This window comes from Pantoea sp. Cr_R13 (assembly GCF_029222565.1).
GTDB classification, from domain to species: Bacteria; Pseudomonadota; Gammaproteobacteria; order Enterobacterales; family Enterobacteriaceae; genus Pantoea; species Pantoea eucalypti.
Genome location: NZ_JARHXL010000009.1, coordinates 443,375 through 463,923 on the forward strand (window position 1 = coordinate 443,375; position 20,549 = coordinate 463,923).

Genomic DNA, 20,549 nt, shown 5'->3' on the forward strand with positions numbered 1-20,549 from the left:
CCGGGAGTTTTTTGTCCGTAGCCCGCGATGCGTTGCTACAGGCGTATGCTCCCATCGCTTTAAGCGGGTTTACTCCCTGCATTCACTACTGACTTCAGATTAATCATTGCTCCATCAGCCGCTCACCGCTGCTGGCATCAAACAGGTGCATTTTTTCCGGGTTTACGGTGATCGGTAGCGTACCGCCAGGCATGGCGTCACTACGACCGCTCAACTGCATATGCAGCGGGAAACCCTGCCAGTTCAGATGCAACAGCGTTGATTCACCCGTGATCTCCACAATATTTACCGCAGCGGGTTGTCCGCTGGCATCAAAAATCAGATCGTGAGGGCGCACGCCCAGCGTAACCGGCTGGCCAGCCTGCTGCTGCTGCGCGGCACGGTGCCAGCGAGGCGGCAATGGCAGCCACTGCTTACCACAGTAAACACCAGGCAGGCCATCCCGTGACTGGAAGCAGGCATCCATCAGGTTCATTGGCGGCGAACCGATAAACCGCGCCACAAACGTGTTAACCGGCCGATCATAAATCGCCAGCGGCGCGCCCTGTTGCACAATCACGCCCTCTTTCATTACCACAATCTGATCCGCCAGCGTCATCGCCTCGACCTGATCGTGGGTAACGTAAACCATCGTGGTGTTGAAGCGCTGATGGAGAGATTTAATTTCGGCACGAAGCTCCATGCGTAACTGGGCATCCAGGTTTGAGAGCGGCTCATCGAACAGAAATACCTGTGGGTTGCGGACCATGGCCCGTCCCATCGCTACGCGCTGCCGCTGTCCGCCGGACAAGGCCCGTGGATAACGCTGTAAGAGCTGGTCGATGCCGAGAATGCCGGCGATGCGGGCGATTTTGCTTTTCTGCTCCTCGCGCTTCACCTTTTTTACCTGCATGTGAAACGCCAGATTCTCTGCAACGGTGAGGTGCGGATAGAGCGCATAGCTCTGGAATACCATGGCGATATCCCGGTCGGCAGGATCGAGATCGTTAATCCGCTTTTTATCCAGCATGATCGCCCCATCAGAGACGGTATCAAGCCCGGCAAGCAGCCGCAGCAACGTCGATTTTCCGCAGCCGGAGGGGCCGACCAGAACAGTAAAACTGCCATCAGGAATGGTTAAATCCAGCGGGTGCAGCACGCTCTGTTTACCATAACGCTTCGCCACCTGTACAAGTTCAACACTGGCCATATTCAGCGCACCTCATTTGATAGTTGGAGTTGTTGCCAGCTGGGATAGCGGCGCGGAGAGCTGCTTATGGCCTGTGAGGCCACTTCAATGCCCCAGCGCAGCGCGGTATGCGATGACTGGCGGTAAAGCAGTGCAGTCAGAAAACCGGCATTAAAACTGTCACCGGCCCCAATGGTATCGACTACCGTCACCGGCTGACCGGCGGCAAATTGCACCGAGGCCGCAGACCAGAGACGCGCGCCCTCTGCGCCACACTTAATCACGCAACCACCGCGACCACTGAGCTGAGCCGCCAGCCGTTTACCGCTCTGTTCCAGCAGGTCTGCGCCCGCCAGACCCAGCGCTTCCACTTCATTCAGCAACAGCCAGTCACAGTCAGGCAACCAGTTACCCATTTCCAGGCGAAGCTCATCACTCCAGCCCGCAGGCGGCCAGCCGGTATCCACGGCGACACAAAAGCCTCGCTGCTGTAGCGCGGCCAGCAACGTCGGATAGCGGCGATAAAGTTCATGACAGAGAAAGGTGCCACACAGCAGCACAATATCGTCCTGCGTCGCCTGCTGGGGTAACTGCGCCAGCACATCGTCAGCGGTCAGCACGGTAATATGACCGTAATTGCTCAAAAACGAACGTTCGTTATCAGGATGCGTTATGCCCACCGTGAGCGAGGTCTCACAGGCGTAACGCGGCCAGTGTGCGGCGCTGTGGGGAAAATGACTGGCGAGCCAGTGACTGAAGCCATCGTCACCCTGATTGGCAATAGCCCGATGCGGCACCTGCATTGCCTCCAGCGCCAGCGCACAATTACCCGCTGAGCCACCGGGACGTAACGCACTGTGCTGAAGCATCACTTCCGTACCGCGTGCCGGCCAGTCGCCGAGCGTACCCATAATTAAATCGACATTAATGTTGCCCACCACATAAAGTGTGGACGCAATGGTCTTATCCATAATTATCCCTTACTTCCACCGCTGGTGAGACCGCTGACCAGCGTCTTCTGCAACCAGATGGCAATAAACAGTGGCGGCACCGAAGCCAGAATGCCAATCGCCGCGATCAGCCCGTCATCGGTGGCACGTCCGGCGGTGAAACCGGCAATCGCGACTGGCAGTGTCTGTGCTGAAATGTTGCTGGTGAACAACAGCGCGTAGAAAAACTCATCCCAGGCCAGTAGCCAGCCAAACAGTGCTGCGGCACCGAGCACTGGTTTTGCCAGCGGCAGTGTGATGCGTAGCAGAACCTGCCAGAAGCGCAGACCATCCAGACGCGCTGCCTGCTCGATATCACGCGGCAGCGAGTCAAACTGGTTCTTCAGCATCCAGGTCAGAAACGGCAGGATCAGCGAGCAGTAGACCATCACCAGACCGGGGCGTGTGTTGAGCAGCCCCAGCTGTTGCAGCAGAAAGTAGAGTGGCAGCACAAACGCCACCGGCGGCACCATATAGATCGCCAGTGCACCGGAGAGCCAGGCATCACGTCCGCTGTAGCGTGAGAAACTGAATGCCGCCGGTATCGCCAGCAGCAACGAAATCGCCGTTGCCACCGTTGCCACCAGCAAACTGTTGCCGAGTGCATGCAGAAAAATGTTGCCCGGCTGGTTCGGTGCCAGTGAAACCAGTCCCTGATAGCGGCTGAAATCCCACTGACGTGGCAGCCACTCCAGCGGAACGCGTGAAAGATCACTGGCAGAACTGACGCTCATTAAAAACAGCCAGCCCATTGGCGCCACAATGCTGATGGCGACCAGCAGCGCCGCCATATAACGCAGCATACCCCGCAGTTTAGTTTTCATAAGCGGAACTCCGGCGACGCTGATGCCATAACATCAGCAGGTAAAGCGTAATAAGCAGGGCGCACATCAGGGTCATCAATATTGCGTAGGCCGCACCACTGCCAGCACGCAGATAGCTGAACGACTCCTGATAGACGAAAAAGCTTAAGGTTTTGGTGCTGTCCACCGGGCCGCCGCGCGTCATGACATAGATGATGTCGAAAATTTTAAAAGCATCGATAGTGCGTAATACCAGTGCAACGCCAAGCGGGGCAACAATTGCCGGGAAGGTAATCGCCCGGAAACGACGCCAGGCGGATGCGCCATCCAGCCGTGCCGCTTCAAACAGATCCTCAGGGATCGATTGCAGTGCCGCCAGCACCAGCAGCGTGACCAGTGGATAGTTTTTCCAGATATCTGCGAACATTACCGCGTTGAGTGCCGCATCCGGCGAGCCCAGCCAGCTGCGATAGCCATCAATAATACCGAGCTGACTGAGCAGGGCGTTGATGCTGCCGTAATCAGGGTTAAAGTTCAGCCGCCACATCATGGCATTGACGATGGTCGGTAGCGCCCATGGCAGAATTACCAGCACCCGCAGCACGTTGCGCCCGATGAATTTCTGATTCAAAAGCAGCGCGACCAGCACACCGATGATGCCTTCGAAGGTGACGGATACAACGGTGAAGTAGAGCGTGCGCCAGATCGATGCCCGAAAGTCGGGATCGCTAAGCGCATAGAGATAGTTTTCCAGGCCAATCCAGGCGGGGGACTCACCGCTGCCAATCAGCGCAGCATCAGTAAAGCTCAGCCAGATAGTGCGCAGCAGAGGCCAGGCGGTTAACAACAGCATCACCAGCAGCATGGGTGCAAGCAGCACCCATGCCTGACGCTGTTCGCGTTGACGCAAACTCAGCATCATGACTCCTTAACGCAGCCGGGCAGCGCTTTTGTCAACCGTTGCCATCGCGTCCTGCGCCGGGGTTTTTCCCAGCAAGACCTGTTGTAACTGCTGCTGCAGCTGATTGGACAGACGAGAATAATCAGCAGTCTCTGGACGTGACAGCATCACGTTTAAGGATTTATCCGCTGCGGCAATCAGGCTCTCCTGATCCTTTTTCACCGCCTCATCCTGATAAGAAGATTTCCAGATCGGCAAGCTGAGCTTGGCATACTGATTCTGGACAGGCTGTGAGGTCATGTACTGAATGTACTGCCACGCCTCATTGGCATGCGTACTGCTTTTGGTGATGCCCAGTCCCATTGAGCCGTTCACTGCGCCCACTTTTCCAGGCGCATCGCCCGGCGCTGGCATAATGCCAACGTCGCCCGCCACTTTGCTCTGCTTAGGATCGTTCGCCATGTTGTACATGTAGGTCCAGTTCAGCGCGAAAGCCGCATCGCCATTAGAGAACGATTTACGTACATCTTCTTCGAGATATTCACGGGATGCTGGATTACTCAGCCCATCATCGAGCGAGCTTTTCATCAGGTTCAGCGCCTTAAGTGAAGCCGGGCTGGAGAAGTCGAGCTTGCCGTTCTGATAGAACTTTCCACCAAAGCCTGACACCAGCGTGGTGTAGTCACACACCAGCGCTTCAGCCTGAGACCAACTCCAGACCAGCGGATAGTTGACGATCTTCTTATCTTTGATGATCTTCGCGTCATCCAGTACCTGCTGCCAGGTCTGTGGCGGCGTGGTGATGCCCGCTTTAGCCAGCATCGCTTTGTTGTAGTAAAGGTATTTGGTATCCAGAATCCACGGCATACCCAGCGTCTTACCCTTGTAAATCACCGTGTTCATCGCGCCCGGAAAGACCTTCTCTTTTTCCTCTGCCGTAATGCGTGCGCTGACATCCTGCAGGAGGTCAAATCGGGCGAACTCTGCTGGCCAGATGGCATCAAACAGCACCACATCATAGCCATTACCGCCTGCACCGCGCGCCGCTACGATTTTATCGTGCAGCGCTTCGTAAGGAACAAACTCCAGATTGACAGTGACATCCGGATGCTGCTTCTGAAAATTTTGCGTCATGGCGCGGATATCGTTTTCGCTGTAAGCCGCCTGAGTCATAAACAGGGCATTGATCTGGCTGGCCGCCGCCGCGCTGCCTGCGCTTAACATCAGTAAGGCAGCAAAACCGGCTTTCAGTTTGGGGGGATAATGCTGTGACATGGTCTTCTCCACTATGCAGCAACAGGCTGTCGGTTAATTAAATCAATTTGATTGATTTAATCGGGGGCGTAATTTGGTCAGCATATAAACTGACCTGTCAGGAGTTAAGCAAACGGCATGCCACAGTGCTGAAGATCTGTGCAACAAAGCCGTAACAACGCTAAAACTCAGACTGCGCTTTTATGGCAAAATTGCCTATTCTGATGTGCAGAAATTGCGTGCAGCATCAAAGATATTGTTTGCCCGAACGACTCTGGGGACCAATACTGTCAGGCCCCGCTGTAATGGAAAACAACATGAAAACCTCGGGTACCAACCTTGAACATGCGCGGGCACACAACCGACGTGTGGTGATTGAAGCCATTCGACTTCACGGTGAGCTGACCCGCGCAGAACTGGCTCGCATGACAGCGCTGACGCCGCAGACTGTCTCGAATATCGTAGCGGAGCTTGAGCAGGCCGAGCTGCTGACCAGCCGACAGCCGCGCCGCAGCGGCCGTGGTCAGCCTTCGATTCCGGTCACGCTCAATCCCACCAGTGCGTGGTCGATCGGTATTCATCTTGATCATCAGACACTATTACTGGTGCTGGTCGATCTTAGCGGCGAAGTGCATTTCCGCCGCCTCCTTATGGTGCAAAAGCCACAGCCTGCTGCCACTCTGGCGTGCATTGCCAGCGTGCTGGAAGAGATGCGCGCTTTCCTTGGCACACAATGGCACAAAGTGCTGGGTATTGGCGTGGTGATGCCGGGGCCTTTTGGCGTGGAGGGGATTTCATCAACAGGCCCCACGACACTGAACGGCTGGGAGCAGGTCGATATTGAGGCGGAGCTCGCCACTATCAGCGGATTACCGGTCACGCTTGAAAATGACGCCACAGTGGCCGCTATCGGCGAGCGCTTTCACGGCACGGCGCGGCATCTTAATTCCTTTATCTATCTCTATATCGGCACCGGTCTGGGTGCGGGCATCTTCACCGATGGCCATATCTATACCGGCCACGCTCAAAATGCGGGCGAGATTGGACACATCGTGGTGGAACCGGGCGGTCGGGAGTGTTACTGCGGCAATCAGGGCTGTCTGGAGCGGTATGTCTCATTGCAGGCAGCTTATGAATTCTGCGGCCTCGATCCGATGCGAGCGTTACCAGAAGATTTATTGCAGATTGAACCCGTGCGCTTTACTGCCTGGATTGAGAGTGTAATGACGCCGTTGCGTCAGGCGATCAATATTCTGGAGTCGGTGTTTGATGCTGAAGCGGTAATAATTGGTGGGATGATGCCTGCGCCTTTGCTGGAGCAGATGATAAAACGATTGCCACCGCTTTATCAGTCGGTGCGGGGTCGTTATCTGTTTGATATGCGGCTTAAGATTGGTATGACCGGCAGCGATACCGCTGCACTGGGTGCTGCAGCACTGCCGATTTTCGACGAATTTAACCCGCAGTTTCAGGTGCTGATGAAGTAGGCAAGGAAAAAGGCGCTGTTGCAGGCAACAGCGCCTCAGGCATTAACCTGGATAGATACCGCGATCTTTACGCGCCATCAGAATGCGCTCACACGCCACGATATAGGCTGCGGTGCGGAGCGAGCAATCTTTCTCCTTCGACTTCTCCCAGACGTGAACCATCGCTTCCGTCATGATTTTATCTGAGCGACGATTGATCTCATCTTCACTCCAGAAGAAACTCGCCATGTCCTGCACCCATTCGAAGTAGCTGACCGTTACGCCACCCGCGTTACAGACCACATCCGGTACCACGATAATGCCGCGCGTTGCCAGCATGTCATCGGCATCCGGATAAGTTGGTCCGTTTGCCCCTTCCAGCACGATTTTGCAACTCAGGACTTCAGCACGCTCGCGGGTAATCTGTCCTTCCAGTGCGGCCGGAATCAGGATATCCATCCCGGTGGTCCAGAACGCCTCTTTATCAATGTTCTGAGCGCCAGGGAAGCCAGCAATCTGCTTATTGGCGATCTGCCATTCAGTCAGCGCGGCCATATTGATACCGTCGGCGTTAAACAGCGTGGCGGTATGATCCTGAATCACGACCACGCGTGCGCCAGCCTCTTCAAACAGGCGTGCTGCTTCGCTACCCACGTTACCAAAGCCCTGAACCGCAACGCGCGCGCCTTCAATTTCGATACCGGCACGACGCGCCACTTCGCGTCCGGTAATGAATACGCCGCGACCGGTGGCTTTTTCACGTCCCAGTGAACCGCCCAGATGAATAGGTTTACCCGTGACGACGCCGGTGATCGTTGTACCGTGGTTCATGGAGTAGGTATCCATCATCCATGCCATCACTTTGCTGTTGGTGCCTACATCTGGCGCAGGAATATCTTTCTGCGGCCCGATGATAATGCCAATCTCGCTGGTATAACGGCGGGTCAGTCGCTCAAGTTCGCCATCGGACAGTTTGAAAGGATCAACGCGAATACCCCCTTTGGCACCACCATAGGGCAGGTTAACTGCCGCACACTTGATGGTCATCCAGGCGGAAAGGGCCATGACTTCATTAAGGTCGACGTCCGGATGGTAGCGAATACCGCCTTTACCTGGCCCGCGCGACAGGTTGTGCTGAACGCGATAGCCTTCGAAGTGGCGAATTGAGCCATCATCCATCTGGAGAGGAATATCAACAATCAACGCACGTTTTGGATGACGCAAAGTATCTATCCAACGTGAAAGATCGCCCAGATAAGGCGCAACCCGGTCGATTTGTTGCAGATAGGTGGACCAGGCAGATGTGCTACTTTCAGACGCATAAGATAACTTATCCATAAAAAACCTTTCTTAATGAAGTTATTTATTGTGTGGAGCCGTGGACGTTAAACGCAGTGTATTGCGCGGACATAATCTAACACTCCTGAAACAAATAAGATGCGATGCCAGGCATGCTGGCGTGCAGCGACGCCCTGTTTTGGGGCAATCCGAGTGCATAGATTATTTATAGTTACTGGCTAAATGCGAATAATGATGCGGCTTAAGTGCGTATTCTCTGCATAGGGCAGGAAATATCGCTATCTTTCAATTCTTTGAGGGTGTTCAAAAAGTTAAATAATTGATCTCATCTGTGTTGACTTTGTTGCACCAATTAAGTGCATGAGAATAAGTAATCAAAGGATTACATAAAGTAATGAGTCATGCGCCAATAGCGCTGGCTTATCAGTGATTTAGAAAAGAGGGAGGGAGTCGTGCAGAAAAGACAAAAATAGCGGGCCAGTAAAAGGGCTGACCCAAAAGAAGGTTAACGGCTTAGGGCCTGTTCAGCTTCATTCAGTTCCTGACGCGCTTCGGCCAGTTTATCTTCACGCTTCTGGATCTTGCTGGCGCTGCGTCCTTCTGCTTTTGCTTTTGCCAGTTCCTGTTCCCGTTCCTGTACTTCGCGCTTTTTCTCTGTCACTTTTTCGTGGCGTTTCTTTGACAGGCTGCTTTCGCTACAGTGCTGTTCGACTTCGCGCAGCGCCTTTTCAAGGCCAGCAACCTGATGAGTATTATTGTGCTGGCGCGCAATCGAGAGCTGAGTTTCCATCGCCTGCTTTTTGGCGGCACACCCTGTCAGGGCCGTGGCCGCTTGAGCAACAGTCAAACTAAGAGGTAACAGATAGAGGCAGAAGGTCAGTAAGCTCTTTTTCATTATCGTCTCGTCAATGAGTCAGAATCGTGGCACCAGTATACGGAGCCAGCTTATGAGATTCTTAACGAAAAAAAATTTACCGGCGGTGGAAGAAAAAAAGGGAAATGGAGGGCTGCCTGCTTCAGGCAGCTGATGATGCAGAAGAGTGGAAGTAATGCAGGTTACGATCCGGGCCGCTGAGCATTACCGGGTGACCATTCTGATGCTGCTGTTCAAAGTAGTCCCGCATTTCCTGAGAAATCCCGGCACCACACCACATGACATGATGCTGGTAAAGTTCGGTCTTAAGTGCAGGTTCTCCACTTGCATGTGAATCCACCTCGACATTAAAGCCCATCGCAGTAAGACGAATCGCTTCCAGCCAGATTTCAGTCTTATCCAGAACACTCACCGCTTCCAGGAATAAAGGAACTGATGATTTATTTCGCGATGAGAGGCGCATCACTTTATCCGCCTGCTGCTGCACAGATTGCTCAAAACGCGCCAGGCGTCGCGATGCACCCTGACGCTGATCGGCATGAAGCCAGACGCTCAGAGGTCGCAAAAGATTGATGATAAAATCATCACCACTGTAGTTGCTGGACATATTGTGCATCTCACGGGCAAGCGACAAGGGTGTACCAAATTCAAGCTGCCAGAGCATGTCGCCTTTACGCGCTGCCCAGCCATAGGTAGTGACCGTTGATGCGGCCAGCTGTCCCTCTCTGATCTCTTCAGGCGTCGCGCCAGTAGCGGTTAATCCCACTAAGGCATAAATTTCGCTGAGATGATCATCGTTCCAGATGTCGGGATTCTGCTGCGCCGTCAGTAAACCCTGTTTAATCCAGCGCTTAAGGTTAGCCGGATGCGTACCCGTCAATGCGCAAATAGTATCGGTAGTAAAAGAATGCATATCGTGCCCTCTGTTGAGGGAGAGGCCGCCGTATTGAACCGGGGATGAGTTGCTACTATGAACCTTATAACAGCGAATTAACAGGGAAAAGCCCTGTAAAACCGGCGAGAAAGCCGCGTGACGCTTCGCTTATTCGTTATTATTCTGATGGTAAATTCATGATGATCAGAGAGTTAAAAGTGTCCATGACCGGTAAAAAATAACTGTGTATTTATTCAGTAAAGATTCTTTACGCAAATATACCGGGAACGGATCTCCTGTTACCTTTTTAAGAGCATGCTGACTGCTTAACCCCTTACATCCACCCGGCAAATCGCTAAAATAGCGGGATCTGATGATCAGGAGAAAGAGTGTCCCATGCGTTATCGTTTTACTCTCGCCGTGGTAACGGTTGCGGCTGTACTGACTGGTTGTGCGAAACATGCCGCCAGCGATGCGCCAGATGAATTTGCGGCTGGTCCGACGCAGATTGATGTCTCACACATCAAGACCCGTGCAGATGATGGCTCCAGTGTGTTCCTGACCGTAGATGGCAAAGACGCCGGCAGATTACCCAATGGCGAAAGCATGCTGCTGCACGTTCCTGCCGGAAAGCACCAGATTGGCGGCTATGTGCCAACCCTGTTTGGTATGGGTCGAGTGACAATCGCACCTGTAGAAGTGACCACGTCACCTGAAGATGTCAAAAAAGTGGCTTACACGGTTACAAACAGCAAAGCCACCTTTGTCGAAAATAAGGGTGTGCAGGGCTGATTTGATGACGGCGGAGAGCCGCGCTCTCCGCTGGTACGTTCACACTATAAACCGAGTTCACTCAACGAGGGGTGATCGTCCGGGCGCCGCCCCTGTGGCCAGTGAAACAGTCGCTGTTTTTCATCGATTTTAATATCGTTGATGCTGGCAAAGCGCTGCATCATTAATCCCTGCTCGTCAAAGGCCCAGTTCTCGTTGCCATAGGAGCGATACCACTGTCGCTGCTCGTCATGCCATTCATAGGCAAACCGAACCGCAATCCGGTTCTGGTCAAAACTCCACAGCTCCTTAATCAGCCGATACTCCTGCTCCCGCTGCCATTTTTGCTGAAGGAAAGCGACGATTTCTGCCCGGCCGGTCAGGAAGGTATCGCGATTACGCCATTGGCTATCCGCTGAATAGGCCAGAGAGACCCGCTCAGCATCACGGCTGTTCCAGCCATCCTCGGCCAGACGGACTTTTTCAATTGCCTGTTCAGGCCGGGTAAAGGGCGGTAGAGGCGGACGTGAATTTTCCAATGTCGTTTCCTTTTATCGCGCAGGCAGCAGCCCAATCATTATTCGGGATGATCAGAGTTCGAGAGCGTGAATCTGGCAGACAGCACGTGCCGCTTCCTGACCTTTTTTCACGAAGTGCTGTGTATAGAAGTCAATAAACTCTGCAGAAGGCTGGAAATTGTGTGGCGTCAGGGAAACGGAGAAAACCGGCACATTGGTTGCCAGCTGCGCCTGCATCAGACCACTGACCACCGCCTGGGCGACAAAATCATGACGATAGATGCCACCATCTACCACCAGTGCTGCACAGACAATGGCATCAAAATTGCCGGTCTGCGCAAGGCGTTGCGCCAGTAACGGCATTTCAAAAGCCCCTGGCACATCCCAGGTTTTAATTTCGTATGAGGTTCCACGGCTCTCCAGTTCCTGTTCAAATCCTGTCAGAACCTGCGAAACGATTTCGCTGTGCCAGTTGGCTTTAATAAAGGCGACTTTCAACGGCTGCATGACTTTCTCCATTTATAGGTGACATCCAGTGGTAACGAGCCAGCTTGCGCCCCTGCACCCCGAATCAAAATAGTGAGTCTGGCAGGCAACTAACCTGCTGACAATCATCACTATACTGTAATGTAAAGATTCTGTGTCCACCATTGTGATTATATGTAAATAACCAAAGGGAAAATTACCCTCATATGCTGCAGCAAAGGCGGATAACGCGCTGCCAATCTCAACGCCATCGCACTTATCCATTCAAAACCCAACTCTTATTGCCTGATCTGCGTAACCGCTTCCAGTTACGGAATTGCTTAAATAAAATACTGGATATCCGAACAGGTATTTGTATAATAAATGGACTGCCCGCCGGGTATTGGAAGCGATAGTGAGGGGTGAATCCATGATGATATCGACTGAAAGCCTCAGGTCTCTGGAACAATCGGTCACAATGAGCAGTCGTGAGCTGGCTCAGATGACCGGTATCACACATGGAGAAGTGAAGCGTTTAATCAAAAGTCTGGAGACTGCCGCGCGTCTCTCCCAGCCACTTAGCGTGAATGAATATGAGCGGGAAGGGGAAGTACGTCAGGAGTACCGTCTCAACAAGCGAGACTCGCTACTGGCCGTGGCACGCCTGTCGCCAGGCTTCACAGCTGAGGTGCTGGATCGCTGGCAGGATCGCGAAAAAACCTCACATCTGCCTGACTTCACTAACCCGGCTGAAGCTGCTCGCGCCTGGGCCGAGCAATTCGAACAGCGTCAGGCGGCTGAGCAGCAGCTGGCTCTCTCAGCACCCAAGGCGGCGTTCTTCGATAATTTTGTTGAGGTTGATGAGAGTCTTGGCTTTCGTCAGCTCTGCAAAATGTTAAAAGTGAAAGAACCGGCGTTCCGCCAGTTCCTGCTGGAGCGAAACATCATGTATCGTGCCAGGGGAACACTTACCCCGCAGCACTACCATCTTCAGGCGGGCTATTTTACGCTGCACTGCGGCACGGGCGAAAACCAGCACGCGTTCTCTCAGGCTCGCTTTACGTCGAAAGGAGTGAAATGGGTCGCCAGCCTTTGGGCAGGTCATCTTTCTGCTCAACTTAAAGGCGCAGCCGCATAACCGCGCCTTTGGTTTAGCAGGTGGAGCAGAGGGACAAATATATAAAATGTACCGATAACTGAAGCCTGGCTTGAAATACAGAGACAAAAAAGGCCGCGACAGAGTGCGGCCTTTTTCGAAGTTATGGATTGCAGGATGAATTACCAGCCTTTAATCGCATCACCTTTATAAACTTCTTCTGCTTTTGCCGCGACTTCAGGTGACTGCAGCGCAGCCTTTAACTTCTGAATTTTATCGCTGTCTTTATTATCTTCACGAGATACCAGTGCATTCACGTAAGGCGATGAGGCACTCTCCATGAATAAGCCATCGCGGTGTGCTGATAATCCAGCCTGAGCCGAGAAGTTAGTATTGATAATCGACAGGCTTACATTGGGATCATCTAACGTGCGGGTCAGCTGCGGCGTGTCCACCTCAACCAGCTTCAGGTTTTTTGGGTTTTCGACGATATCCAGCGAAGTCGGTAAATATCCCACTCCGTCTTTCAGTTTAATCAGGCCCTGCGCCTGCAGAAGCAGCAGGCTGCGTCCCAGCGTAGTGGCTTCATTAGAAATGGTGATCGTGGCGCCATTCTGTAGTTCACTGATGTTTTTGATTTTGTGCGAATAAGCCGCAATCGGGAAAACGAATGTCTTGCCGACTACAGCAAATTTATAGCCGCGCTCTTTAGACTGAGACTCAAGATACGGCAGGCTCTGGAACGCATTGGCATCGACTTCTTTGTTATTCAGCGCTTCATTTGGCAGCACATAATCATTGAAGTTAAGCACTTCAACATCAAGTTTGTATTTATCTTTAGCAACCTGCTGTACCACCTGCCAGATCGCTTCGTCCGGGCCGGTATTAATCGCGACTTTAACTTTGTTATCGTCATCTTTTGAGCAGGCGGACAATAATAAAACAGAACTGGCAAGTAATGCCGTAAACAGACCTTTCATTATCAGAAATCCCTCAGGTAGTAGATGGAATCAAAGATAATACAGAAATCACAGGTTGCGTACTGACGCCGGAATATATCTTATAACCACAACGCGTAATTCGAACATAAATTAACCAGCTTCTTGCCTTTCAATAATGGGTTGCCAGGATTACTGATTTTGCTGGATGAAATCTTCTGTGTACCCGCGTATTACGCAGCCATGTGATTTTCTTCTACGCTTAGGCATGGGTCGTAACTGGCATTTTATTGATTATTAACAGGGATTAACCATGTCAAAGCAAGATAGCGGGATTAACGCAGTTGAAGTGATGCGCAGCAGTCAGGCGTGGAACGGTGAAGTTATCGAAGCCTATCCTGCTGGCGAACCAGAACTGACCGTCATGCGGCTGTCACTGCCTGCCCACACGTCATTGCCGTGGCACACCCATCCCATGCCAAATGCGGCGTTTATTCTTTCCGGCACTCTGATCGTGGAAGATAAAGAGAGCGGTGAGCAACGGACTTTCCATGCAGGTGAAGCCCTCAATGAGACGGTCAACAGCGCGCATCGGGGATATACCCTGAATGAGCCAGCTGAACTGGTGATTACCTATGCGGGTGTAAAAGGGCAGGAGCTAACCGAGCCATTGCCGGGTGAGCCAGAGGAATTTTAAATCCTGAAGCAGCACGGCAACGTAAAATACTGCCATGCTACCACTCTGCAGACCGAATCCATTTCGCCTTCGCGATTGCTTACACGTCTGAAGTGAAAGTGACAAGGCTCCAGGTTGCGAACAATAGGGGTCTTTAAATCACAACCAAACCCCGCTTCCCGAAGTACTGCTTTTGCCGATTCCGATCTTAAAAACGCAGCCAGTTGTCCTGCCTCGGACGTGATAACAGCACAGGCATAACGCGCAACAGGATTAAAAGCCTCGGGGATATCAATCACCCGCAGGCCGGCAATCTGGCTCAGGGCTTTTCGATAGCTGGCGTAGCCGATAAACAGATCCGCCTGATCACTCTGGATAATCCACTCCGCCGCCAGCTTGCCTGCGGGAATGGCTGCTGAGTCACGTCCGCCCACCACTGTTTGTGTGCGCTGGCGCACGGCCTCTCCGGCCGGTCCCATCCGGGCAAAAAGAACCTGAGCATAATCGCCTGAAGGATCGGCTAATGGCGTGGAAGTTGCGATTCGCAGCGAGTCACGGGTGAGCAGCTGATACCAGTCATCACCCGCCTGAATGCAATCACTGCGCACCGTGAGGCAGAGCTTATTGGTCGCAAACGACATCAGCGCCAGTGCTCGTCCGGCAGCCAGCAGCCTCTGTGGATGCTCCTCACTGGCTGAAGCAAAGAGGTCACAGCGCTCACCCGCCTCGATCCGTTCGCGGAGCAAGCCGGCGGGACCAAAGTGGGTTTCTACAGGATGAGGGAAGTGCGCCATCATTGCAGGCCAGACCGTTTTCAGGCTACCCGCCGCCAGTACGCGCATCACTCTGGTCCCTGATAAGTGGTGCGATAGAAGCGTTGGTACCACCTGTTAGCCAGCTTATTCATGTTTACATCTGTAAACTTCTGCGGATAGAGTTTTTTTGCCATCCACAATTCGCCGAGCCCCATCGCTTCAGGCATTGGATAGCCCCAGGCTTTGGCGTAGTCCGGCATTAAATAAACGCGATGATGTTTGACGGCGTCAATCGCCTGCCATTGCGGTGAACTGTTGATTTCATTGACGACTGAGGGATAACGATCCTGCACAAAAATCACCTGCGGATTCCAGGCGATCACCTGCTCCATAGACACGGTTTTAAAACCTTTTACGGTCGCCGCAGCGACGTTGACCGCACCAGCATGCAGCATCATCAGCCCGGTATACTTGCCGGAGCCATAGGTGGTGAAATCCGGATTAGCCATATAAGCGCGAATACGTTTATCCGCCGGAATATCCCGGAGGCGAGCGCTGACGATTTTGCGGCCCTGATCGGTAGCCTCAATCAGTGCTTTCGCTTCTTCAGGTTTATTGATGATCTCGCCGATAAGCGTAATACCTTCCCGCAGCCCTTTGTCATAGGCTATTTCCTCATCGCTGAGGGTCGGATTCATTTTGGCCTTTTCACCCGGCTGGTCATGACGCAGCGAGATAGCAACCACCGGAATGCCCAGTGCAGTAATGCTGTCGATCATCTCATGCGGCGCATAGTTGGTGACAAAAACCACCTGCGGATGCAGCGCCACCAGTTTTTCGGGATCGACATGCGTCAGATCGCCCAGCGTGGTTTTCTGGTTTAGCTCGGGTGCCAGACGGGCATAGCTATCGCCAAGCTGCTGCTTCCAGTTCGCCATTACACCAACGATTTTATCCGTGGCGTTCATCTGCACCAGCAGATTCAGCGTCTGATGCTGAAGCACCACGACGCGATCAACATGGTCTGGAATCGTGACCTGACGGCCAATCTGATCGGTTATCTGGCGAGACGCATGGGAAGAGAGTGGAAGGAGTATAAGTAAACTCAGTGTGCATGCCTGCCAGAAGCGCTTCATTAACTATCCTCGAAAATCGTTATGCAGATAATTATATAGCGATACGTAGCAGACGTCACCGTCTGGGTTACACCTCATCTGTTGAAGGGATAATCAAAAGGGCGTACGTCCAAATTTTATTGTGCTTCTCACCTCAGCACTGATTATGTGCAACGCCCGTTACTGGCTCACCATCCCGGTGCCTTATAGATTTTGTCTCGTCTATTTTTCTGATATTTCAGTATTTAATTTCTGGCACGCCATTTGCCTAACTCTTAGCAGTAAGCAGCGTCAGACACAATTGATTGAAATAGCTGGCTAGGGTTCCGGTTCACGCAGGTGAATGGCTGGTCCGAGAGCTGGCGACCTCTGCGAGGTTACACGGCGGGACAAAAGCCCGGGAGACAGCGGCACCATCTGGTGTCTTGCGCTGCTCCCGTTTTTTTGTGCCAACCAGAGGTCAACCATGAAGAAATCACCACTCCTGACGCTTGTTATGTCTCTGGCGCTGCTGGTCAGCGCGCCGTCTTCCGCCGCAGTCAAAAAAGAGTTCAACATCTGCTGGACCATTTACGCAGGCTGGATGCCGTGGGGCACCATCAGCAATGAGAAGATCATTGATAAATGGGCCAGCAAATATGGCATTAAAATTCATATCACCCAGCTCAACGATTATATCGAGTCAATTAACCAGTACACCGCAGGACAGTTTGACGGTTGCACCATGACGAACATGGATGCGCTGACCATTCCTGCGGCAGGTGGCGTTGACTCAACGGCGCTGATCACCGGCAGCTATTCCGATGGCAACGACGGTGTGGTGCTGAAAGGGGAAAATAAGAAACTCAGCGATCTGAAAGGAATGTCAGTCTATCTTCCTGCGCTGTCTGTTTCTCATTACCTGCTGGTTCGCGGGCTGGAAAAAGCCGGACTGCAGGAGAAAGATGTCAAAGTTGTGAACACCTCCGATGCGGATATCGTTTCAGCTTTCGGCACCAGCAACGTCAAAGCCGCCGTGGCCTGGAACCCGCAGCTCTCGGTGATTAAGAAAACGCCGCAAACCACTGAAGTGTTCAGCTCCTCGGCCGTGCCGGGCGAATTGATTGACATGATGGTGGTCAATACCGACACCCTGAAAGACAACCCCGCGCTAGGCAAGGCGCTGACCGGTGCCTGGTTTGAGATGATGGCGAAAATGCAGTCTGGAGATACGCAGGCGCTGAGTGCAATGGCCGCCGATTCCGGTACTGACCTCGCCGGATACAAGGCGCAGCTGAAAACCACCCATCTGTTCTGGACGCCTGCCGAAACCGAGACATTTGTCTCTTCTCCCGATCTGGCGAAAACCATGCAGCGCGTCGCCGCATTCTCCTTTGATAAGGGATTACTGGGCGAGGGCGCACAAAGTGCCGACTTCATCGGCATGAGCTTCCCTGGCAACATCACCGTCGGTGATACAGCAAACATCAAACTGCGCTTCGACGACAGCTATCTGAAGATGGCCGCCGCGGGCAAGCTGTAATCATCGATATCAGGAGTTTTTGCCATGCGCCACATCAACCGCTATCCCCGGCAGGGAATGCGCCTGACGCTGATGCTGTTACCTTTTGTATTGCTGATCGCCGTCTGGTTTATCAGTTCGGCGGTGCGTCTGGAAGCGAACCCTCAGGACAAACTGCTGCCCGGCCTGTCGCAGATGATTGCGGCCATAGACCGGATGGCGTTTACCCCGGACAAGCGCAGCGGGGAGTATCTGCTGTGGGTGGATACATGGATTAGTTTAAGTCGTTTACTGACAGGCCTGGCGATCTCGTCGCTCATTGGTCTCTGCATCGGGATTGCGGCGGGCGTTTTCCCGATGACTCGTGCGGCGCTGTCACCGTTTATGACCGTGGTGTCGATGATCCCGCCGCTGGCGCTGCTGCCGATGTTATTTATCGTCTTCGGGCTGGATGAGCTGTCAAAAGTGATGCTGATCGTTATCGGCATTACACCCATGCTGGCGCGCGATCTGGAACACCGGGCCAGGGAAATCCCCGCGGAGCTGTTTATTAAAGCACAAACCCTGGGGGCGAACAGCTGGACGGTGGTGCTGCGGGTCGTGCTGCCGCAACTCTTATCACGGCTGATCACCTCACTGCGTCTGCTGCTGGGATCCGCGTGGCTCTTTTTGATCTCCGCTGAGGCCATTTCCGCGACCGCCGGGCTGGGATACCGCATTTTCCTGGTCCGCCGCTATATGGCGATGGATGTCATTATACCTTATGTCATCTGGATCACGCTGCTGGCGTGGTTGATGGATCTCGCACTGCGTCAGTTGCACAAAGCCTGTTTCCCCTGGGCGGAAGGAGGCCGGGAATGAGTTTTATCGATATCAAAAATATCTGGCAGGAGTATGGCGATCACGTGGTGCTGGAACGCATCAATCTGCAGGTGAAAGAGGGTGAGTTCTGCTCGCTGGTGGGCGCGTCCGGCTGCGGGAAATCGACATTTTTACGCCTGCTGCTTGGTCAGGAAAAACCAACGCGAGGATCGATCACGCTGGATGGCGAGCAGCTCTCCGCGGAGCCCGATCGCAGTCGTGGCGTGGTGTTTCAACGCTATTCAGTTTTCCCCCATCTCAACGTGCTGGATAACGTCGCCATTGGCCTCGAACTTCCGGCTTCACCTTTTACCGGGCGGCTTTTTGGCGCACGGAAACGTCAGGCCCGTGAACAGGCAAAACAGATGCTGGAGAAAGTCGGTCTGGGCCATTCACTGGATAAATATCCGGCGCAGCTTTCCGGCGGGATGCAGCAGCGACTGGCGATTGCTCAGGCATTTGTGATGCAGCCCCGCGTGCTGCTGCTGGATGAGCCGTTTGGTGCACTGGATCCCGGCATTCGCAAAGATATGCATGCACTGCTGCTGCAGCTATGGAGCGAAACCCGGATGACGGTGTTTATGGTCACGCACGATCTGGCCGAAGGCTTCAATCTGGGTACCCGGCTGCTGGTGTTCGACAAAGTGCGCATCGACCCGCAGGCCCCCAATGCATGGGGCGCGCGTATCACTTATGACATCCCGCTCAATGAAACGCGCCTCTCTCAACTGGCCACCGGCAGCAAAAACAACATTTATCCCCTTAAGGAGATCGCTCAATGACAGAACTTTTTCATTCAGCCCCGAGCCTGCGCGAAGAGCTGCTGCCAGGCGGAGCGCATACCTCGCTGATTCTGCGTAAAGGGCAGATTTTGCGCCTGACCGACATCGAGGGCGGCGCGAACGTCAGCATGATGATGCTCAATCCGCACGAGAAAAGTGAACGGCTGAATCTGCCTGATACCCTGAAAGGTCAGCACACCGCGCACCTGACCACCGGTCACTGTTTCTATTCAGACATGGGACGTGTGATGACTGCAATCGTCGCGGATAGCTGTGGCTGGCACGACCCGTTTGGCGGCGTACTCAACGCGGCGGAAACACAGGATAAGTATGGAGCAGGCCGCTACCAGGAATTGCGCAACGGCTTCTATCGCAACGGTACAGATAATCTGCTGGTGGAAATGGGCAAATGGGATCTGGGCCTGGAGGACCTGCTGATGGTCGTCAACTTTTTCAGCAAGATCACAGTGGATGAAGAGGGCCGCTTTCGGTTCAGCGCGCGCAACAGCCGGGCAGGCGACTTCGTCGAACTCTATGCGCCGATGGACGTGCTGATGGTGCTGACTGCGCTGCCGCATCCGCAGGATCCCGCCACGGACTATCTTCCGCGCCCGGTCCAGCTGAGCTGGTATCAGGCTGACGATATACAGACTGTCAGCGAAGCAATGGTCACTCGCGGTGAAAACCAGCGCGCATTTCAAAATACCCAATTTTTTGCCCTGTAAGGAGGCTGCGATGACACTTATCCACTCTGATCGTCGTCCTGAAGATGCTGTCTATCGCCACGAGATCCCGGCAGGCGAGCCGTGGTTGTTTGAAGTGAAAAAAGGGCAAACGCTGCGCCTGCTCGATCTCGAAGGCAATCAGGCGATTGATACTCTTTTCTATAACACTGATAACCCGCGGGAACGCTACGATCCTCAGCGCACTCTGCGTCGTCTGGGAAAAGTCTATCTGACTACCGGCAGCGTACTCTATTCAAATCTGGGTAATCCGATGCTGACGATCGTTGCTGATACCTGTGGTCGCCACGATACCCTCGGCGGTGCCTGCTCGCAGGAGAGCAACACTGTGCGCTATGCCCAGGATAAGCGCTATATGCACAGCTGTCGGGATAATTTCCTTTGCGCCTGCCTGCACGATGGTCGTCTGCATAAGCGCGATATCGGCGCCAACATCAACTTTTTTATGAACGTTCCGGTGACACCCGAAGGCGGCCTGACGTTTGAGGATGGGTTATCTGCGCCCGGCAAATACGTTGAACTGGTGGCGGCGTGTAACGTGATGGTGCTGATCTCTAACTGTCCGCAGCTGAACAACCCCTGCAACGGCTGGAACCCGACACCCGCAGAAGTGCTGGTCTGGAACTAAGCCAGCCTGCTGAGCATGTTGCCGGCCGCACGTTTTGAGCCGGTCAGCCCCGGGGACGGCCCCAGGGAATAT

21 protein-coding genes, 1 pseudogene and 1 riboswitch are annotated in these 20,549 nt (G+C 53.4%); of the genes and pseudogenes, 9 read left to right on the plus strand and 13 right to left on the minus strand.

Annotation, left to right across the window (positions count from 1 at the left end; genetic code table 11):
- Positions 1 to 103: 103 nt before the first annotated feature.
- Genes ugpC through P2R09_RS06035 form a run of 5 tightly spaced genes read right to left on the minus strand, consistent with a single transcriptional unit; the run spans position 104 to position 5,136 of the window.
- Positions 104 to 1,189 carry a sn-glycerol-3-phosphate ABC transporter ATP-binding protein UgpC gene (gene ugpC / locus P2R09_RS06015; RefSeq protein WP_275767999.1) on the minus strand — a complete coding sequence of 362 codons (1,086 nt, stop codon included), beginning with the start codon at positions 1,187 to 1,189 and terminating at the stop codon, positions 104 to 106.
- Positions 1,190 to 1,191: 2 nt separating this feature from the next.
- The gene (locus tag P2R09_RS06020) at positions 1,192 to 2,139 is read right to left on the minus strand and encodes a carbohydrate kinase family protein (RefSeq protein ID WP_275768001.1); all 948 of its coding nucleotides are present in this window, start codon (positions 2,137 to 2,139) and stop codon (positions 1,192 to 1,194) included.
- Positions 2,140 to 2,141: 2 nt separating this feature from the next.
- Entirely contained in the window at positions 2,142 to 2,981 is an 840-nt protein-coding gene (locus tag P2R09_RS06025) for a carbohydrate ABC transporter permease (protein WP_105099742.1), read from the minus strand.
- Complete coding sequence (locus P2R09_RS06030; protein ID WP_105099741.1) at positions 2,971 to 3,879, minus strand: sugar ABC transporter permease; 909 nt, start codon at positions 3,877 to 3,879, stop codon at positions 2,971 to 2,973. Before P2R09_RS06030 ends, P2R09_RS06025 begins: the two co-directional genes overlap by 11 nt.
- 9 nt (positions 3,880 to 3,888) lie before the next feature.
- A complete protein-coding gene (locus P2R09_RS06035) occupies positions 3,889 to 5,136 on the minus strand; it encodes an extracellular solute-binding protein (RefSeq protein ID WP_275768004.1) in 1,248 nt (415 codons plus the stop codon).
- A gap of 296 nt (positions 5,137 to 5,432) precedes the next feature.
- Between P2R09_RS06035 and P2R09_RS06040 the strand changes: the two genes are divergently transcribed.
- On the plus strand, positions 5,433 to 6,602 hold the full coding sequence (locus P2R09_RS06040) for an ROK family transcriptional regulator (protein ID WP_275768006.1): 1,170 nt from the start codon (positions 5,433 to 5,435) through the stop codon (positions 6,600 to 6,602).
- Positions 6,603 to 6,644: 42 nt separating this feature from the next.
- On the opposite strand, the gene P2R09_RS06045 is transcribed toward P2R09_RS06040, so the two are convergent.
- The 3 genes from P2R09_RS06045 to P2R09_RS06055 form a co-directional block, all read right to left on the minus strand.
- On the minus strand, positions 6,645 to 7,919 hold the full coding sequence (locus tag P2R09_RS06045) for a Glu/Leu/Phe/Val dehydrogenase (protein ID WP_003855119.1): 1,275 nt from the start codon (positions 7,917 to 7,919) through the stop codon (positions 6,645 to 6,647).
- Between the two features lie 466 nt (positions 7,920 to 8,385).
- The gene (locus P2R09_RS06050) at positions 8,386 to 8,775 is read right to left on the minus strand and encodes a DUF1090 domain-containing protein (RefSeq protein ID WP_275768009.1); all 390 of its coding nucleotides are present in this window, start codon (positions 8,773 to 8,775) and stop codon (positions 8,386 to 8,388) included.
- A gap of 121 nt (positions 8,776 to 8,896) precedes the next feature.
- A complete protein-coding gene (locus P2R09_RS06055) occupies positions 8,897 to 9,667 on the minus strand; it encodes a transcriptional regulator (protein ID WP_275768011.1) in 771 nt (256 codons plus the stop codon).
- 357 nt (positions 9,668 to 10,024) lie between these two features.
- Between P2R09_RS06055 and P2R09_RS06060 the strand changes: the two genes are divergently transcribed.
- The gene (locus P2R09_RS06060) at positions 10,025 to 10,420 is read left to right on the plus strand and encodes a hypothetical protein (protein ID WP_003855127.1); all 396 of its coding nucleotides are present in this window, start codon (positions 10,025 to 10,027) and stop codon (positions 10,418 to 10,420) included.
- A gap of 44 nt (positions 10,421 to 10,464) precedes the next feature.
- On the opposite strand, the gene P2R09_RS06065 is transcribed toward P2R09_RS06060, so the two are convergent.
- Both P2R09_RS06065 and P2R09_RS06070 read right to left on the minus strand, forming a co-directional pair.
- Positions 10,465 to 10,938 (minus strand): nuclear transport factor 2 family protein, encoded by a 474-nt coding sequence (locus P2R09_RS06065; RefSeq protein ID WP_275768013.1) that lies wholly within the window; start codon positions 10,936 to 10,938, stop codon positions 10,465 to 10,467.
- A 51-nt stretch (positions 10,939 to 10,989) separates the two neighbouring features.
- Positions 10,990 to 11,424 (minus strand): 6,7-dimethyl-8-ribityllumazine synthase, encoded by a 435-nt coding sequence (locus P2R09_RS06070; RefSeq protein WP_009092969.1) that lies wholly within the window; start codon positions 11,422 to 11,424, stop codon positions 10,990 to 10,992.
- Between the two features lie 388 nt (positions 11,425 to 11,812).
- Here P2R09_RS06070 and P2R09_RS06075 point away from each other — a divergent pair, with 388 nt between their 5' ends.
- Positions 11,813 to 12,520, plus strand: coding sequence for a phage antirepressor KilAC domain-containing protein (locus P2R09_RS06075; protein WP_275768018.1), 708 nt, complete (start codon positions 11,813 to 11,815; stop codon positions 12,518 to 12,520).
- A 140-nt stretch (positions 12,521 to 12,660) separates the two neighbouring features.
- Here the strand turns inward: P2R09_RS06075 and P2R09_RS06080 are convergent, their stop codons facing one another.
- Positions 12,661 to 13,458 carry a MetQ/NlpA family lipoprotein gene (locus P2R09_RS06080; RefSeq protein ID WP_003855132.1) on the minus strand — a complete coding sequence of 266 codons (798 nt, stop codon included), beginning with the start codon at positions 13,456 to 13,458 and terminating at the stop codon, positions 12,661 to 12,663.
- A gap of 271 nt (positions 13,459 to 13,729) precedes the next feature.
- On the opposite strand from P2R09_RS06080, the gene P2R09_RS06085 reads away from it, so the two are divergent.
- On the plus strand, positions 13,730 to 14,113 hold the full coding sequence (locus tag P2R09_RS06085; RefSeq protein ID WP_039661431.1) for a cupin domain-containing protein: 384 nt from the start codon (positions 13,730 to 13,732) through the stop codon (positions 14,111 to 14,113).
- A gap of 137 nt (positions 14,114 to 14,250) precedes the next feature.
- Here P2R09_RS06085 and P2R09_RS06090 read toward each other — a convergent pair.
- Both P2R09_RS06090 and P2R09_RS06095 read right to left on the minus strand, forming a co-directional pair.
- Positions 14,251 to 14,934 (minus strand): annotated as a pseudogene (locus P2R09_RS06090) (molybdate ABC transporter substrate-binding protein); the annotation flags it as partial.
- A complete protein-coding gene (locus P2R09_RS06095) occupies positions 14,934 to 15,983 on the minus strand; it encodes an ABC transporter substrate-binding protein (RefSeq protein WP_275768021.1) in 1,050 nt (349 codons plus the stop codon). The gene P2R09_RS06095 and the pseudogene P2R09_RS06090, both read right to left, overlap by 1 nt.
- Positions 15,984 to 16,269: 286 nt before the next feature.
- Positions 16,270 to 16,368: riboswitch (guanidine-I (ykkC/yxkD leader) on the plus strand.
- A gap of 60 nt (positions 16,369 to 16,428) precedes the next feature.
- On the opposite strand from P2R09_RS06095, the gene P2R09_RS06100 reads away from it, so the two are divergent.
- The 5 genes from P2R09_RS06100 to P2R09_RS06120 are packed head-to-tail and all read left to right on the plus strand — an operon-like array spanning position 16,429 to position 20,477.
- A complete protein-coding gene (locus P2R09_RS06100; protein WP_008924671.1) occupies positions 16,429 to 17,484 on the plus strand; it encodes a putative urea ABC transporter substrate-binding protein in 1,056 nt (351 codons plus the stop codon).
- Between the two features lie 24 nt (positions 17,485 to 17,508).
- Entirely contained in the window at positions 17,509 to 18,324 is an 816-nt protein-coding gene (locus tag P2R09_RS06105) for an ABC transporter permease (protein WP_003855145.1), read from the plus strand.
- Positions 18,321 to 19,106, plus strand: a complete 786-nt coding sequence (locus P2R09_RS06110) for an ABC transporter ATP-binding protein (protein ID WP_105099732.1) — start codon at positions 18,321 to 18,323, stop codon at positions 19,104 to 19,106. The genes P2R09_RS06105 and P2R09_RS06110 overlap by 4 nt, the downstream gene beginning before the upstream one ends.
- Positions 19,103 to 19,831, plus strand: a complete 729-nt coding sequence (locus P2R09_RS06115) for an urea amidolyase associated protein UAAP1 (RefSeq protein ID WP_275768025.1) — start codon at positions 19,103 to 19,105, stop codon at positions 19,829 to 19,831. The genes P2R09_RS06110 and P2R09_RS06115 overlap by 4 nt, the downstream gene beginning before the upstream one ends.
- Before the next feature lie 10 nt (positions 19,832 to 19,841).
- Entirely contained in the window at positions 19,842 to 20,477 is a 636-nt protein-coding gene (locus tag P2R09_RS06120) for an urea amidolyase associated protein UAAP2 (RefSeq protein WP_275768026.1), read from the plus strand.
- Positions 20,478 to 20,549: the final 72 nt, after the last annotated feature.

Excerpts from the sequence above, each read along its gene's own strand:
- ugpC (WP_275767999.1), bottom strand. The coding sequence starts at position 1,189 with ATGGCCAGTGTTGAACTTGTACAGGTGGCGAAGCGTTATGGTAAACAG.
- P2R09_RS06020 (WP_275768001.1), bottom strand. The coding sequence starts at position 2,139 with ATGGATAAGACCATTGCGTCCACACTTTATGTGGTGGGCAACATTAAT.
- P2R09_RS06025 (WP_105099742.1), bottom strand. The coding sequence starts at position 2,981 with ATGAAAACTAAACTGCGGGGTATGCTGCGTTATATGGCGGCGCTGCTG.
- P2R09_RS06030 (WP_105099741.1), bottom strand. The coding sequence starts at position 3,879 with ATGCTGAGTTTGCGTCAACGCGAACAGCGTCAGGCATGGGTGCTGCTT.
- P2R09_RS06035 (WP_275768004.1), bottom strand. The coding sequence starts at position 5,136 with ATGTCACAGCATTATCCCCCCAAACTGAAAGCCGGTTTTGCTGCCTTA.
- P2R09_RS06040 (WP_275768006.1), top strand. The coding sequence starts at position 5,433 with ATGAAAACCTCGGGTACCAACCTTGAACATGCGCGGGCACACAACCGA.
- P2R09_RS06045 (WP_003855119.1), bottom strand. The coding sequence starts at position 7,919 with ATGGATAAGTTATCTTATGCGTCTGAAAGTAGCACATCTGCCTGGTCC.
- P2R09_RS06050 (WP_275768009.1), bottom strand. The coding sequence starts at position 8,775 with ATGAAAAAGAGCTTACTGACCTTCTGCCTCTATCTGTTACCTCTTAGT.
- P2R09_RS06055 (WP_275768011.1), bottom strand. The coding sequence starts at position 9,667 with ATGCATTCTTTTACTACCGATACTATTTGCGCATTGACGGGTACGCAT.
- P2R09_RS06060 (WP_003855127.1), top strand. The coding sequence starts at position 10,025 with ATGCGTTATCGTTTTACTCTCGCCGTGGTAACGGTTGCGGCTGTACTG.
- P2R09_RS06070 (WP_009092969.1), bottom strand. The coding sequence starts at position 11,424 with ATGCAGCCGTTGAAAGTCGCCTTTATTAAAGCCAACTGGCACAGCGAA.
- P2R09_RS06075 (WP_275768018.1), top strand. The coding sequence starts at position 11,813 with ATGATGATATCGACTGAAAGCCTCAGGTCTCTGGAACAATCGGTCACA.
- P2R09_RS06080 (WP_003855132.1), bottom strand. The coding sequence starts at position 13,458 with ATGAAAGGTCTGTTTACGGCATTACTTGCCAGTTCTGTTTTATTATTG.
- P2R09_RS06085 (WP_039661431.1), top strand. The coding sequence starts at position 13,730 with ATGTCAAAGCAAGATAGCGGGATTAACGCAGTTGAAGTGATGCGCAGC.
- P2R09_RS06095 (WP_275768021.1), bottom strand. The coding sequence starts at position 15,983 with ATGAAGCGCTTCTGGCAGGCATGCACACTGAGTTTACTTATACTCCTT.
- P2R09_RS06100 (WP_008924671.1), top strand. The coding sequence starts at position 16,429 with ATGAAGAAATCACCACTCCTGACGCTTGTTATGTCTCTGGCGCTGCTG.
- P2R09_RS06105 (WP_003855145.1), top strand. The coding sequence starts at position 17,509 with ATGCGCCACATCAACCGCTATCCCCGGCAGGGAATGCGCCTGACGCTG.
- P2R09_RS06110 (WP_105099732.1), top strand. The coding sequence starts at position 18,321 with ATGAGTTTTATCGATATCAAAAATATCTGGCAGGAGTATGGCGATCAC.
- P2R09_RS06115 (WP_275768025.1), top strand. The coding sequence starts at position 19,103 with ATGACAGAACTTTTTCATTCAGCCCCGAGCCTGCGCGAAGAGCTGCTG.
- P2R09_RS06120 (WP_275768026.1), top strand. The coding sequence starts at position 19,842 with ATGACACTTATCCACTCTGATCGTCGTCCTGAAGATGCTGTCTATCGC.